Source organism: Halomonas sp. B23F22_20 (genome assembly GCF_043496985.1).
Taxonomy (GTDB): Bacteria; Pseudomonadota; Gammaproteobacteria; order Pseudomonadales; family Halomonadaceae; genus Halomonas.
Map to the genome: position 1 here is coordinate 1 of NZ_JBIEKH010000002.1, position 13,067 is coordinate 13,067.

Annotated in this window: 13 protein-coding genes; 12 read left to right on the forward strand and 1 reads right to left on the reverse strand. The window is 66.8% G+C overall.

Going from position 1 to position 13,067, the window contains the following annotated elements:
- Nucleotides 1-194 (forward strand): integrase core domain-containing protein (locus ACGTN6_RS01315; RefSeq protein ID WP_394589429.1); only part of this gene is annotated, 194 nt, incomplete at its 5' end.
- 70 nt (nt 195-264) lie between these two features.
- On the opposite strand, the gene epmB is transcribed toward ACGTN6_RS01315, so the two are convergent.
- A complete protein-coding gene (gene epmB / locus ACGTN6_RS01320) occupies nt 265-1,290 on the reverse strand; it encodes an EF-P beta-lysylation protein EpmB (protein WP_394589430.1) in 1,026 nt (341 codons plus the stop codon).
- 108 nt (nt 1,291-1,398) lie between these two features.
- On the opposite strand from epmB, the gene efp reads away from it, so the two are divergent.
- The 11 genes from efp to tssK all read left to right on the forward strand — a co-directional run bounded on the left by efp (nt 1,399) and on the right by tssK (nt 13,066).
- The gene (efp, locus tag ACGTN6_RS01325; protein WP_183388932.1) at nt 1,399-1,965 is read left to right on the forward strand and encodes an elongation factor P; all 567 of its coding nucleotides are present in this window, start codon (nt 1,399-1,401) and stop codon (nt 1,963-1,965) included.
- Nucleotides 1,966-2,205: 240 nt separating this feature from the next.
- Nucleotides 2,206-3,180 carry an EF-P lysine aminoacylase EpmA gene (epmA, locus tag ACGTN6_RS01330; RefSeq protein ID WP_394589431.1) on the forward strand — a complete coding sequence of 325 codons (975 nt, stop codon included), beginning with the start codon at nt 2,206-2,208 and terminating at the stop codon, nt 3,178-3,180.
- Nucleotides 3,181-3,376: 196 nt separating this feature from the next.
- Complete coding sequence (locus tag ACGTN6_RS01335) at nt 3,377-3,895, forward strand: Hcp family type VI secretion system effector (protein WP_379812983.1); 519 nt, start codon at nt 3,377-3,379, stop codon at nt 3,893-3,895.
- A gap of 718 nt (nt 3,896-4,613) precedes the next feature.
- The gene (gene tssB, locus ACGTN6_RS01340) at nt 4,614-5,132 is read left to right on the forward strand and encodes a type VI secretion system contractile sheath small subunit (protein WP_183388935.1); all 519 of its coding nucleotides are present in this window, start codon (nt 4,614-4,616) and stop codon (nt 5,130-5,132) included.
- A gap of 29 nt (nt 5,133-5,161) precedes the next feature.
- A complete protein-coding gene (gene tssC / locus ACGTN6_RS01345; protein WP_394589432.1) occupies nt 5,162-6,649 on the forward strand; it encodes a type VI secretion system contractile sheath large subunit in 1,488 nt (495 codons plus the stop codon).
- 4 nt (nt 6,650-6,653) lie between these two features.
- A complete protein-coding gene (tssE, locus tag ACGTN6_RS01350; RefSeq protein ID WP_183388937.1) occupies nt 6,654-7,088 on the forward strand; it encodes a type VI secretion system baseplate subunit TssE in 435 nt (144 codons plus the stop codon).
- Between the two features lie 7 nt (nt 7,089-7,095).
- Nucleotides 7,096-8,859, forward strand: a complete 1,764-nt coding sequence (gene tssF / locus ACGTN6_RS01355; protein ID WP_394589433.1) for a type VI secretion system baseplate subunit TssF — start codon at nt 7,096-7,098, stop codon at nt 8,857-8,859.
- Complete coding sequence (gene tssG, locus ACGTN6_RS01360; protein WP_183388939.1) at nt 8,823-9,842, forward strand: type VI secretion system baseplate subunit TssG; 1,020 nt, start codon at nt 8,823-8,825, stop codon at nt 9,840-9,842. Before tssF ends, tssG begins: the two co-directional genes overlap by 37 nt.
- A gap of 4 nt (nt 9,843-9,846) precedes the next feature.
- Complete coding sequence (gene tagH / locus ACGTN6_RS01365; RefSeq protein ID WP_394589434.1) at nt 9,847-11,163, forward strand: type VI secretion system-associated FHA domain protein TagH; 1,317 nt, start codon at nt 9,847-9,849, stop codon at nt 11,161-11,163.
- Complete coding sequence (tssJ, locus tag ACGTN6_RS01370; protein ID WP_394589435.1) at nt 11,160-11,732, forward strand: type VI secretion system lipoprotein TssJ; 573 nt, start codon at nt 11,160-11,162, stop codon at nt 11,730-11,732. Before tagH ends, tssJ begins: the two co-directional genes overlap by 4 nt.
- Nucleotides 11,732-13,066 (forward strand): type VI secretion system baseplate subunit TssK, encoded by a 1,335-nt coding sequence (tssK, locus tag ACGTN6_RS01375; RefSeq protein ID WP_394589436.1) that lies wholly within the window; start codon nt 11,732-11,734, stop codon nt 13,064-13,066. Before tssJ ends, tssK begins: the two co-directional genes overlap by 1 nt.
- Nucleotide 13,067: the final 1 nt, after the last annotated feature.

Consider the following 13,067-nt stretch of genomic DNA (forward strand, 5'->3'; position numbering starts at 1 on the left):
ATTGTTGGGATAATGCCTGCTCCGAGAGCTTCTTTGCCCAGTTGAAGGAAGAGTGGCTCCGTCGTTTGGAGAAGCAGAGTCGCACCGACCTGCAGGCCGAGGCGGAATATTATATCGAAGAGTATTACGACAAGGTGCGGCTTCATGGTGCCTTGGGCGGGTTGTCGCCCGAGGCGTTTGAAGCCGCAGCCTGATCGAGGTGTCTACTTTTTCAGGGTCACTTCAGGCTTCCCTCTTCCCTCTTCCCTCTTCCCTCTTCCCTCTTCAGAGCGGCGTCTTGCTGGTCTCGCCCGGCACCTCGCGCACCAGGGTCGGCATCAAAAAACCGGGCAGCCGTGTCCTGAGCTTGGTGACCAGCGCGCGGGCCGTGTCGTCGGCCACGTTGAAGTGGGCGGCGCCTTCCACCGGGTCGAGCACGTGCAGGTAATAGGGCAGGATGCCGGCCTCGAACAGCCGCTCGGAGAGCGCGGCCAGCGACTCGACGTTATCGTTGACGCCGCGCAGCAGCACGCTCTGGTTGAGCAGCGTCACTCCCGTCGCCTGCAGCCGACGACAGGCCTCGACCACGGCCTCGTCGATCTCCTGGGCGTGGTTGATGTGCAGCACCATGACCTTCTGAAGCCGCGTGCCGCCCAGCCAGTCGAGCAGGGCGCCATCGATGCGGTCGGGGATCACTACGGGCAGCCGGGTGTGTATCCGCAGCCGCTTGAGGTGCGGGATGGCCGCCAGGCGCTCGACCAGCCAGGCCAGTTGCCGGTCGCTGGCCGCCAGGGGATCGCCGCCGGAGAGAATCGCTTCAACGATGGAAGCGTCATCGCGCAGGTAGGCCAGCGTCTCTTCCCACTGCGCCCGCGAAGGTGCGTTCTCCTCGTAAGGGAAATGGCGACGGAAGCAGTAGCGGCAGTTCACCGCGCAGGCGGGGCTTGCGATCAGCAGGACCCGGCCGGCGTACTTGTGGATCAGCCCGCGACGGGGCGTGTGGTCGGCTTCCTCGAGGGGGTCGGCCACGTAGCCGGGCGTGGCCTCGCCCTCCTCGCCGAGCGGCAGCACCTGACGCAGCAGCGGGTCGTGTGGGTCGCCGGCGCGGATGCGGGCCAGGTAGGCCTCGGGTACGCGCACCTCGAACAGCGTATGGCCGGTCTCGGCGCCGGGCACCCATTCGGGAGCGAGGCCGAGGCGGCGGCAGAGTTCGTGCGGGTCGCGGATAGCGCCGGCCAACTGGGCCTGCCAGGCGCCGGGAGCGGGCTCGGCGGGGTGGCACTGCAAAGGAATCGGGCTTCGGGTTATCATGCGGGGCACACTTCGAGGCGAGCGAGGGATAGCCCCTCGGCCACTGTCATTTGCTTGCTCGCGCCCGCGGCATCGGCCGTCGGCGCGCTGGAATATGGAACGATCATCATGGCGAACTATTCTACCAACGAATTCAAGGGCGGTCTGAAGGTCATGCTGGATGGTGACCCCTGCGCCATCCTCGAGAACGACTACGTCAAGCCGGGCAAGGGCCAGGCCTTCAACCGCGTCAAGCTGCGCAACCTGATGACCGGCCGCGTCTGGGAGCGGACCTTCAAGTCCGGCGAGTCCCTGGAAGGCGCCGATGTTCTCGAGCTGGACATGGAGTACCTCTACACCGACGGCGACATGTGGCACTTCATGAAGACCGACGGCTCCTTCGAGCAGTACGCCGTGGAGAAGAAGGCCCTGGGCGATACCGACAAGTGGCTCAAGGAGCAGGTCGTCTACACCGTGACCCTGTGGAACGACAACGCCATCGCCGTTAACCCGCCGAACTTCATCGAACTGGAAGTGACCGAGACCGACCCCGGCCTCAAGGGCGACACCGCCCAGGGCGGCTCCAAGCCGGCGACCCTGTCCTCAGGTGCCGTGGTGCGCGTGCCGCTGTTCATCAACCAGGGCGAAGTGCTGAAGGTCGATACGCGTACGGGTGAGTACGTCTCTCGCGCCTGAGCCGGGCTTTGCCCGGAGGTTGAAGCTGGAAGAGCGGCGCTTCGCGCCTGGAAGTTGGAAGACAACCCGACCCGGCTTCGCCGGGAGCTTGAAGCGGGAGGAAAAACCTTGGCGCCAGGGTTGGGTGGCAAGCTGTTTTCCAGCTTCCAGCTTCCAGCTTCCAGCTTCCAGCTTCCAGCTTACGGCTCCGATGGCCACACTCTCTCGGGTGTGGCCTTTGTTGTCTCAGGAGATGTATCGATGATGGTTGATTGGCGGCCCTCGGCCGAGATCGCGACGTTACGCGAGCGGGCGCGGCTGCTGGCCAAGGTGCGCGCCTTCTTCGCCGAACGCGGGGTGTGGGAGGTGGAGACGCCGGTGCTCGGTCACGGCGGCAGCACCGACCTGCACCTGGCGTCGCTGTCATGCGAGGCGGTGACGCCTTCTGGCCGCGAGCGGCTGTGGCTGCAGACCTCGCCGGAATTTCACATGAAGCGGCTGCTGGCCGCCGGCAGCGGGGCGATCTTCCAGATCGCCCGCAGCTTCCGCGACGGGGAGGTAGGCGGGCGACACAACCTCGAGTTCAGCATGCTGGAGTGGTACCGCCCGGGCCTCGATCTGGACGGCCTGATCGCCGAGACCGAGGCGCTGATTCGCCGAGTGCTGCCATCCGACCCCGGGCCGCTGCGCCGCCGCCGCTATCGTGAGCTGTTCCGCGAGCATCTCGCGCTAGACCCCTTTCGTGAGCCGCTGGATGCGCTGCGCCGCCTGGCCGCCGAGACCGGTGGGCTCGGCATGGCGGAGGCCACCCGCGACGACTGCCTCGATCTGCTGATCAGTCTTTCCATCGAGCCACATCTGGGCCGGGACAGCATCGACGTGGTGGTGGACTATCCCGCCAGCCAGGCGGCGCTGGCCCGCCGCCATCGTGACCCGGAAGACGGCGAGTGGGTGGCCTCGCGCTTCGAGGTCTACCGGGACGGTATCGAGCTCGCCAACGGCTACGACGAGCTCACCGACGCCGAGGAACAGCGCACTCGCTTCGAAGAGGACAATGCCGCCCGCCGCATGGCCGGCATTCCCGAGGTGGATGTGGATGAGCGTCTGCTGGCTGCTCTCGAGGCCGGCATGCCGGCAGGCAGCGGCGTGGCCCTGGGCCTCGACCGCCTGATTCAATTGGCATTGGCAAAGGCTGGCGTGGCCGAGGTGATGGCTTTCGCCACGCCAAGGGCCTGAGAGGAGCGGGCAACTTTTTGCCCGCTGGGCAACTTTTTGCTCGATCTGGGCAAGATCTTGCCTAAACCAACTTAATCATTGTAGTGAGTATTTTTGCAATTTATTGATTTTTAAATGAAATGTGTTTATTGGCACAGGGCGTGCTCCTTTTAGGGTGTCCATCGGACATTATCATTCAACGTCAAGGAGCAGACCCATGCCCACGCCGTGTTATATCAGCATCGAAGGCCAGACCCAGGGCAACATCACCGCCGGAGCCTTCACCCCCGAGTCCGTCGGCAACATCTACGTCGAGGGCCACGAGGACGAGATGCTGGTGCAGGAGTTCAAGCACATCGTCACCGTGCCGACCGACCCGCAGTCCGGCCAGCCCGCCGGCCAGCGCGCCCACAAGCCGTTCATCTTCACCGTGGCCCTGAACAAGGCCGTGCCGCTGATGTACAACGCCCTGGCCTCCGGCGAGATGCTGCCCAACGTCGAGCTGAAGTGGTATCGCACCTCCGTGGAGGGCAAGCAGGAGCACTTCTTCACCACCTCGCTGACCGACGCCACCATCGTCGACATCAACCTGCGCATGCCCCACGCTCAGGATTCCAACAGCGCTGAATTCACCCAGCTGATGGACGTGTCCCTGGCCTACCGCAAGATCGACTGGGAACACACCGTCGCCGGCACCTCCGGCTCCGACGACTGGCGCGCCCCGATCGAGGCCTGATCGCCTCGCGCCTTGGCGGTGTTCCCGCCCATGCTCGCGTTGGCGGGCACCGTCTTCGCCGCCAGGGCCGAGGCCCTGGCGGCGGCATATGTCAGCGTTGGCGACTTCCTGATGAGTGAGCGCTGATGCATGCCGCTGCTGCCTTGCGCTGAAGACGCATTCGCGCAACCTGCTACCGCGAATGTCGGGTGTGCTCCTCACCGGCCCCGCACTTCATGTGGGATGGCTCAACTGGAGCGGACATATTGCAGCGCCTGCCCAAGCACTCCGTCCTGGAATGTAGCCGGTAGCATCCTCTCGAAAAAAGTGATTCTCATTTTCTGTCTTGTGTCCTATTCGTTCGATGAGCAATGTGCGTGATCACAGGCCCTTGATGTAAGAAAAATCTTACACATATGGCATCTGTGTACGCTCATGCATCGCCTTGTACGAAATTGACGATAGATCGTGGCTTTTTAGAGGATATTTCCCGAATAAGTTTCTTTGTAACTCTTTGTGATATCACCTGTCGCCATCTGGCGTCAGGCTGCGGTGGTCTTTGGTTGGGTGTTAGCGTCACGCACTTTCACAGGCCGGTCGATGGTTCAAGCATTCCACTCGCCGCCGAATTCAGCTGGCTAACCACGTTCGTTTCATGCGATTTGCTTCGCTTGGACTCGGAAGTGGTTCGTCGTGCTCCATACGAGTTCGAGTCGTCATTCGCAGGGAGAGGTTCGCCATGTCCAAGGAAGGCTCCGTTGCGCCCAAAGAGCGCATCAACATCAAGTACGTTCCCGCTACCGGTGATCAACAGGCCGAGACCGAGCTGCCCCAGAAGCTGCTGGTGGTCGGCGATTTCAAGGGCGGGGGCGAGGAGACGCCCATCGAGGAGCGCGAAGCGGTCTCGGTGGACAAGAACAACTTCCAGTCCGTGATGCGCGAGGCTGGCCTGGGATTGCAGGCAAGCGTGCCGAATCGTCTCGAGGAAGGCGCCGAGGCAGAGGGCCGCGAACTGGGCGTCGAGCTCGAGTTCAACTCCCTGCAGGACTTCGCACCGGACAGCGTGGCGCGTCAGGTGCCAGAGCTGCGCAAGCTGGTCGAGCTGCGCGAGGCGCTGGTCGCGCTCAAGGGGCCGCTCGGCAACGTGCCGGCGTTTCGCGAACGCCTTCAGGCCCTGATCGAGAACCCGGAAGCCCGGGATCAGCTGTTGAGCGAGCTCGAGCTGCTCGACGGCGAATCTCCCGCCAGCGATTCCTGATTTCCACGCACGGAAGCGAGGCACGTACCATGACCGAATCTACCCAGACTCAGGCCCAGTCCGCCAAGAACACCGAGACCGAGGACGTTTCCCTGCTCGACCAGGTGATGGCCCAGACCCGCATGGCCCCGGCCGATGAGGGCTACGACGTCGCCAAGCAGGGCGTCGCCGCCTTCATCGGTGAGCTGCTCAAGAGCGACGACGGCCAGCAGCAGGTCAACAAGTCGGTCGTTGACCGCATGATCGTCGAACTCGATCGCAAGATCGGCCACCAGGTCGACGAGATCCTGCATGACCAGCAGTTCCAGCATCTGGAATCGGCCTGGCGCGGCCTCAAGCTGCTGGTCGACCGCACCGATTTCCGCGAGAACATCAAGCTCAACGTGCTGCACGCCACCAAGGAAGAGCTGCTCGATGACTTCGAGTTCGCCCCCGAGATCAGCCAGAGCGGGCTCTACCAGCACGTTTATGCGGCCGAGTATGGCCAGTTCGGCGGCGAGCCGGTGGCGGCGATGATCGGCCACTACGATTTCACCCCTTCGACGCCGGACATCAAGCTGCTGCAGTACACCGCCTCGGTGGGTGCCATGTCGCACGCCCCCTTCCTGTCCTCGGTGGCGCCGAGCTTCTTCGGCATCGACAGCTTCGAGGAGCTGCCCAACATCAAGGACTTCAAGGCGATCTTCGAGGGGCCCAAGTATGCCCGCTGGCGCAGCCTGCGCGAATCCGAGGATGCCCGCTACCTGGGGCTCACCGCGCCGCGCTTCCTGCTGCGCATGCCCTACGATCCGGTGGAGAACCCGGTCAAGTCCTTCCACTACGAGGAATCGGTCAGCGAGAGCCACGACCACTACCTGTGGGGCAACACCGCCTACCTGCTCGCCGAGCGCCTGAACGACAGCTTCGCCAAGTATCGCTGGTGCCCGAACATCATCGGCCCGCAGAGCGGCGGGGCGGTGGAGAACCTGCCGGTGCACACCTACGAGGCGCTGGGCCAGCTGCAGAGCAAGATTCCTACCGAGGTGCTGATCACCGACCGGCGGGAATTCGAGATGGCCGAGGAGGGCTTCATCTCGCTGACCATGCGCAAGGGCAGCGACAACGCCGCCTTCTTTTCCGCCAACTCGGTGCAGAAGCCCAAGTCCTTCCCCAACACTCCCGAAGGGCGCGAGGCCGAGACCAACTACAAGCTCGGCACCCAGCTGCCCTACATGTTCATCGTCAATCGCCTGGCCCACTACATCAAGGTGCTGCAGCGCGAACAGATCGGCTCCTGGAAGGAGCGCCAGGATCTCGAGCGCGAGCTCAACACCTGGATTCGCCAGTACGTCGCTGACCAGGAGAACCCGCCGGCCGACGTGCGCAGCCGTCGTCCGCTGCGCGCCGCCTCGGTGCAGGTCTCCGACGTCGAGGGCGACCCGGGCTGGTATCAGGTGTCGCTGGCGGTGCGTCCGCACTTCAAGTACATGGGCGCCAACTTCGAGCTGTCGCTGGTGGGACGCCTCGACAAGGACTGAGCCCATGACCGCCTTCAGGGATCGAAGCGGACCGCTCGGGGCCCGGCTGTTCGAACGCCTGTCGTCGCCGGCACGGCCCGTGCCGACCGACGATGAGGCGGTCGAGGCCACCCTGACCTCCATCAAGCGTCATCTGGTCGACCTGCTCAACAGCCACCCCGGGCACAGCGAATGTGCTCCGGCGCTGGGGCTCCTCGACTTCAACGACGCCACGCTCGGGGTGCTTGACCTCGAGCTCAAGGTCGAGCGTGCCATCCGCGAGTGCATCGAACGCTTCGAGCCGCGGGTGAGTCGCGTCGAGGTCGAGGCGATGCCCAACGAGGACACGCCGCTGCAGCTGCGCTTCCAGGTCCAGGCCACCCTGGACCTGGGGCGCGACTCGACCCAGACCACCATCGATCTGCTGCTCAACGACAAGCGCTACCAGTGCCTGAACTGAGGCCGACATGTTGAACCGCTACTACCGGGACGAACTGGACTTCCTGAAGCGTCAGGGCCGGGAATTTGCCGAGGGCAATCCCGGGCTCAGCCGCTTCCTGTCCGAGCAGAGCACCGACCCCGACGTCGAACGCCTGCTCGAGGGCTTCGCCTTCCTGTCCGGACGGCTGCGCGAGAAGGTCGACGACGAGTTCCCCGAGCTGACCCACTCGCTGATCGGCATGCTGTGGCCCAACTACCTGCGCCCGGTGCCGAGCATGACGGTGGTGCAGTTCACCCCGCACTGGCACGGCCTGAGCGGGAGCCAGGCGGTGCCGCGCGGCACCACCCTGGCCAGCCGCGAGGTGGAGGGCACGGCCTGCGAGTTTCGTACCTGCCATGAGCTGGCGCTCTACCCGCTGGCCCACGACGGGGTCTCGGCCCATCACTCCCGTGAGTCATCGGTGGTGGAACTGGACCTGGCGGTACACAGCGACCAGCCCCTGGACGCCCTGGGCGTGGGTGACCTGCGCCTGCACCTGGGCGGCAGCGGCTACACGGCCCGCACCCTCTACCTATGGCTGAGCCACTACCTGGCCGGGCTCGAGCTGGAGGTCGACGGCCAGCGCGTGGCGCTGCCCACCCGGCTGCTGGCGCCGGTGGGGTTCGCCGCCGAGGACGCCCTGCTGCCGTACCCGCGCAACGTCTACCAGGGCTACCGCATCCTGCAGGAATACCTGTGCTTCCCCGAGGCCTTCCAGTTCTTCGACCTGCAGCGGCTCGGCGACTTCCTGCCGTCGCGGCTGGCCGAGCGGGTGACGCTGCGCTTCACGTTCTCGCGTACCCTGCCGGCGGATGCCCGGATCGGCGACGAGAGCCTGGCGCTGTACTGCACCCCGGCGATCAACCTCTTCGCCCACGATGCCGACCCGGTGGACCTCAGCGGCGAGCGCAGCGAGTACCGCATTCGCCCCAGCAGCCGCTTTCCGGCCCACTTTGAGGTGTTCAGCGTCGATGGCGTGGAGGGTTGGCTGGAGAGCGAAAGCGGGCGCATCCGCGGCGAGCCGCGCCGCTACGTGCCCTTCGAGAGCTTCGAGCACCAGATCGAGCGTGACCAGGGGCGCGAGGCCCGCTACTACCGGGTACGGGTCCGCGACAGCCTGCGCGGCGACGGCTTCGACCATGACATCGGCTTCGTGCGCGGCGACGAACAGGCCTGCCTGGGGCTGCGCGAGACCATCTCGCTGCGCCTGACCTGCAGCAATCGCGAGCTGCCCGAGCGGCTGACCGTGGGTGACATCTGCGTGCCCACCCAGGACAGCCCGGCCTTCGCCGAGTTTCGCAACATCACCCGGCCGACGCCGGCCATGCGGCCGACCCTGGACGGCAGCCTACTGTGGACGCTGATCTCCAACCTGTCGCTGAACTACCTGTCGCTGCTCGACCGCGACGCCCTGTGTTCGGTGCTGCGGGTCTACGACTTCCGCGCGCTGGTCGACCGCCAGGCCGAGCGCATCGCCCAGAAGCGCCTGGCCGGCATCGTCGATATCCAGACCCAGCCGGTGGACCGGCTGCATCGCGGCCTGCCGGTACGCGGGCTGCGCTCCGAGATGACCCTGGACCAGGAAGCGTTCGGCGACGAGGGCAGCCTGTTCCTGTTCGCCAGCGTGCTGTCCCGGTTCTTCTCGCTGTACGCCAGCATCAACTCCTTCCACGAGTTGCACGTCACCAACCTCCATAACCGCGAGCGCTACGCATGGACCTTGCAGCCGGGCCAGCAGCCCCTGATGTAGCGCTCGCTCCCCTGGTCGACAGGGCTCGACGCTACGACTTCTACCAGCTGGTGGAGCTGCTTCACCGGCACCATGGCGATGACCTCGAGGGCGATCGCGAGGCCGACCCGACCGCCGAGCGCGTGCGCTTCGAGGCTTCGGCCTCGCTGGGCTTTCCGGGCAGCGACATCCTGGCCCTGGCGCCCCGCGATGACGGGCGTTACGCGATGCGCGTCAGCTTCCTGGGGCTGCAGGGCGCCCAGTCGCCGCTGCCGGGCTATTACCTGGAGGCCATGGCCCACGCCGAGGCCCATCGCGAAGGGGCGGCCGGCGACTTCCTGAACCTCTTCAACCATCGGGTGCTGTCGCTGCTGCATCGCGGCTGGCGCAAGTACCGCCATCACGTGCGCTACCAGGACGGGGCCGAGGACGGCTTCTCGTCCGCGATCTTCGCCCTGGTGGGCCTGGCCGACGAGCGCCTGCGCGGCGAGACGCCGATCAACTGGAGCAAGATGCTGGCCTACGCCGGCCTGCTGGCCGGTCGCTCGCGCTCGCCGGACGTGGTGGCGGGCATCGTCGGCCACTGCTTCGACCTCGACGGGGTCGAGATCGAGTCCTGGGTGCATCGGCGGGTCGAGATCCCGCCGGACCAGCGCACCCGTACCGGCCTGGGCGCCTCGACCCTGGGGCAGGACATGGTTGCCGGCAGCCGGGTCGACGACATCAGCGGCAAGTTCGCGCTCTGCCTGCGCGGCCTGGACCTGGCCCGCTTCCGCGACTTCCTGCCCGACGGCCGCGACCACCAGGCGCTGCGCACCCTGATGGAATTCGTGCTGCGCGAGCCCCTGGCCTACGACCTGGAGCTCGAGCTCCTGGAACGCGAAGTGAGACCCATGCGCCTGGGCGAAGGGGGCAGCTGCCAGCTGGGCTGGACCACCTTCGTCAAGCCCGAGGCTGACGCGGCGGCCCGGCGCCGCCGGGTACGCATTCAGATGACACGGTGAATCCATGAACGCGACGCTCTCCCAGCAGCAGGCCATCACCCTGGTGGTCACCAACAGTGAACGGCTCGAGGGCCGTTCCACCAGCAGCCACGTCTTTCCGGCGGCGGGCGGCACCCTGGGCAGCGCGGCGGTCGACGACTGGCTGCTGCAGGACCATGCCGGCCGGGTGCGCCCCGGTCACGCCGAGCTTAAGCGCATCGACGGGCACTTCTGCCTGATCGATCGCAGCGGCCAGACCTTCGTCAACTACGCGACCCTGCCCGTCGGCCGCGGTCGCCGGGTGGCGCTGCGCGATGGCGACGAGCTGCGCGTGGGCGAGTATCGGCTGCGGGTGCATCTTGGCGACCTGCAGGCCGACGCCACCGGCGTGCAGCCGCTGGCCACCCTGGTCGACGAGGAACACGAGACGCTGGAAGCGACCGAGATCCTGCCCGCCGGGGCCCCGCGGGCCCAGCACGATCCGTTGGAGGCGCTGGGCGAGGCGTCGCCGGCCCAGCGCCACCAGGACCCGATGGCCGCGCTGAGCGACGAGACCATCGCCGGCGACGACGATCATCACCCACTGCTCGATGCCCTGGAAGGGCAGGGCGCGACCGCCGATGCGCCGGCCGCGCCGAGGAACCGACGCTACGAGGACCCTGACATGGACGAACGCCTGTTGAACGATCTGGAACGCTCGGTCGGCGAGCAGCTCGAGGAGCGCTGGCAGGAGCCGGCGACAGGGGAGGTCGGCCATATCGGCGCCTCGCCGCTGCTGCAGACCCTGGGGGGCGAGCTGCGCTTTCGCGACAGCGCCGAGCAGCACGCCTTCCTCGAGGAGGCGGGCCGCACCCTCAAGGCCGCCGTGGACGGCCTGCTGGCGCTGCACCAGGCCCATGACGGCAGTCGCTATCCGCTGCGCGACCGGCGCCTGCAGCCCATCGAGGACAACCCGCTGCGCCTCGGCCAGTCCTATGAGCAGACCCTGACCACCCTGTTTGCCGCCCAGCGCAGCCCGGTGCACCTCTCCGCGCCGGCGGCGGTGGCGGAGTGCCTCGAGCATCAGCAGCAGCACCAGGCCGCGGTGGAGGAAGCCATCGGCACGGCCCTCAAGTCGATCCTCGACGCCTTCTCGCCGGATGCCCTGCTCAAGCGCTTCCACGCCTACCGCGGCGCCGGTCGCCAGGGCGAGGACGAGGGCGGCTGGGCCTGGGAGATGTATCGCCACTACTACCAGGAGCTCAACTCCGGTCGTCAGCAGGGCTTCGAGAAGCTGTTCTGGGAGGTCTTCGAGCAGGCCTACGACCACTCGGTGCGCCGCCAGCAGCGGGAGGGCGCATGATCCCCCGGTGGGCCGGGGCCGGGGCCGGGGCCGGGGCCGCGTCGCTGGCGCGGTGCCTGGTGCTCGGTGGCCTGCTGGCGGGGCTGGCCGGCTGCGCCTCCACCTTCGAGGCCGCCGGCAAGACCTATCAGGTGATGAAGGACCCCTCGATCCCGGTGGGCTACCCCGAGGATCGCCCGTCGCGGGTCGATCTGAGCATGCTGGCCGCCTCCGACATCAACCCCAACGTCGAGGGCGAGGGCACGCCGCTGCGCTTCCAGATCCTGCAGCTCAAGGACGACTCGATGCTGATGTCGGCCGACCATCGCCAGCTGCAGAAGGACCTCGAGGACGCGCTCGGCACCAACTACCTGGCCCATGACGACTTCACCCTGCTGCCCGGTCAGTTCAAGTTCTACGAGCCCTTCGAGGTCGAGGAAGACACCCGTTACATCGGCATCATCGCCTTCTACGCCGACCCCAACCAGGCGCAGTGGAAGAAGGTGGTGGAAGTCGACGCCCGCGGGCGCGACTACCACCTGCTGGTGCACCTGCTGGAGCGCGAGGCCGCGCTGAGGAAGGAGACCTGATGGCCAGTCGCAACCCCGTGGTCTGGAGCGAGGGGCTGTTCATCAAGCCCCAGCATTTCCAGCAGCAGCGGCGCAGCCTGGAAGGGCTGGTCGACACCCGCCTGCGCGGCGTCGGCGGCTACCTGCACGGCTTCCTGACCCTGACGCTCAACACCGAGTACCTGAGCTTCGGGCGCATCGCCCTGAGCGAGGCCAGCGGCGTGCTGCCCGACGGCACCCCCTTCCGGCTGCCCGACGACGACCTGGAGCCGCCGGCGCTGGAGATCGACGACGCCTCGGTGGCCAACCAGGTGGTCTACCTGGGCGTGCCGCTGGCCACCGACGGCGTGGCCGAGGTGAACTGGGAGGCCACCTCGCTGCCCTCGCGCTACCGCGCCGAGTCGCGCGGCGTGCGCGACCTGCACTCGCGTGTCGGCGACCTGGCCGACCTGGACCTGGCACGGGTGGCACCGCGGCTGCTGCTCGAACAGGAGGACCGCAGCGCCTACGCCTGCCTGGCGGTGGCGCGCATTCTCGAGTGGCGTCCGGACGGCAGCCTGGTACTCGACGAGGATTTCCTGCCGACCCTGCTCAACGTCCAGGCCGCGCCGGTGCTGCAGCGCTTCGTCGGCGAGATGGCCGGGCTGATGCGCGAGCGGGCCCGCAACCTGGCCCAGCGCCTGGCCACCCCCAACCAGTCCGGGGTCGCCGACGTCACCGACTTCATGCTGCTGCAGTCGCTGAATCGCGCCCAGCCGCGCTTCCAGCACCTGGCGCGGCTCGGCCACCTGCATCCCGAGCGGCTCTATGCCGACATGCTCGAGACCTGCTGCGAGCTGACCACCTTCACCGCCGAGTCGCGGCTGCCGCCGGAATTTCCGGCCTATGACCACGACCGGCCGGAGGCCGCCTTCCGCCCGCTGATGCAGAGCCTGCGCCAGTCGCTGTCCACGGTGCTCGAGCCGCGCGCCATGGCCATCCAGCTGCAGACGCGCCGCTTCGGGCTCAAGGTCGCCACCCTGGCCGACCGCAGCCTGCTCGACGACGCCGACTTCATCCTGGCGGTGCGCGCGGACCTGCCGCCGGAGCGCCTGCGCAAGCTGTTCGTGCAGCAGACCAAGGTGGCCAGCGTCGAGCGCATCCGCGACCTCATCAGCCTGCAGCTCCCGGGCATCCCGCTCGAGCCGCTGCCGGTGGCGCCGCGCCAGCTGCCGTTCCATGCCGGCTACACCTACTTCCGCCTCGACCGCCAGAGCGAGGCCTGGAGCATGCTGAACGGGGCCAGCGGCTTTGCCTTCCACGTCGCCGGCGACTTCCCGGGGCTGGAAATGCAGTTCTGGGCGATCAGGAGCTAAG

What these genes read in the sequence shown, in the direction of transcription:
- epmB (WP_394589430.1), bottom strand. Translation starts at nt 1,290, where the DNA reads ATGATAACCCGAAGCCCGATTCCTTTGCAGTGCCACCCCGCCGAGCCC.
- efp (WP_183388932.1), top strand. Translation starts at nt 1,399, where the DNA reads ATGGCGAACTATTCTACCAACGAATTCAAGGGCGGTCTGAAGGTCATG.
- epmA (WP_394589431.1), top strand. Translation starts at nt 2,206, where the DNA reads ATGATGGTTGATTGGCGGCCCTCGGCCGAGATCGCGACGTTACGCGAG.
- ACGTN6_RS01335 (WP_379812983.1), top strand. Translation starts at nt 3,377, where the DNA reads ATGCCCACGCCGTGTTATATCAGCATCGAAGGCCAGACCCAGGGCAAC.
- tssB (WP_183388935.1), top strand. Translation starts at nt 4,614, where the DNA reads ATGTCCAAGGAAGGCTCCGTTGCGCCCAAAGAGCGCATCAACATCAAG.
- tssC (WP_394589432.1), top strand. Translation starts at nt 5,162, where the DNA reads ATGACCGAATCTACCCAGACTCAGGCCCAGTCCGCCAAGAACACCGAG.
- tssE (WP_183388937.1), top strand. Translation starts at nt 6,654, where the DNA reads ATGACCGCCTTCAGGGATCGAAGCGGACCGCTCGGGGCCCGGCTGTTC.
- tssF (WP_394589433.1), top strand. Translation starts at nt 7,096, where the DNA reads ATGTTGAACCGCTACTACCGGGACGAACTGGACTTCCTGAAGCGTCAG.
- tssG (WP_183388939.1), top strand. Translation starts at nt 8,823, where the DNA reads ATGGACCTTGCAGCCGGGCCAGCAGCCCCTGATGTAGCGCTCGCTCCC.
- tagH (WP_394589434.1), top strand. Translation starts at nt 9,847, where the DNA reads ATGAACGCGACGCTCTCCCAGCAGCAGGCCATCACCCTGGTGGTCACC.
- tssJ (WP_394589435.1), top strand. Translation starts at nt 11,160, where the DNA reads ATGATCCCCCGGTGGGCCGGGGCCGGGGCCGGGGCCGGGGCCGCGTCG.
- tssK (WP_394589436.1), top strand. Translation starts at nt 11,732, where the DNA reads ATGGCCAGTCGCAACCCCGTGGTCTGGAGCGAGGGGCTGTTCATCAAG.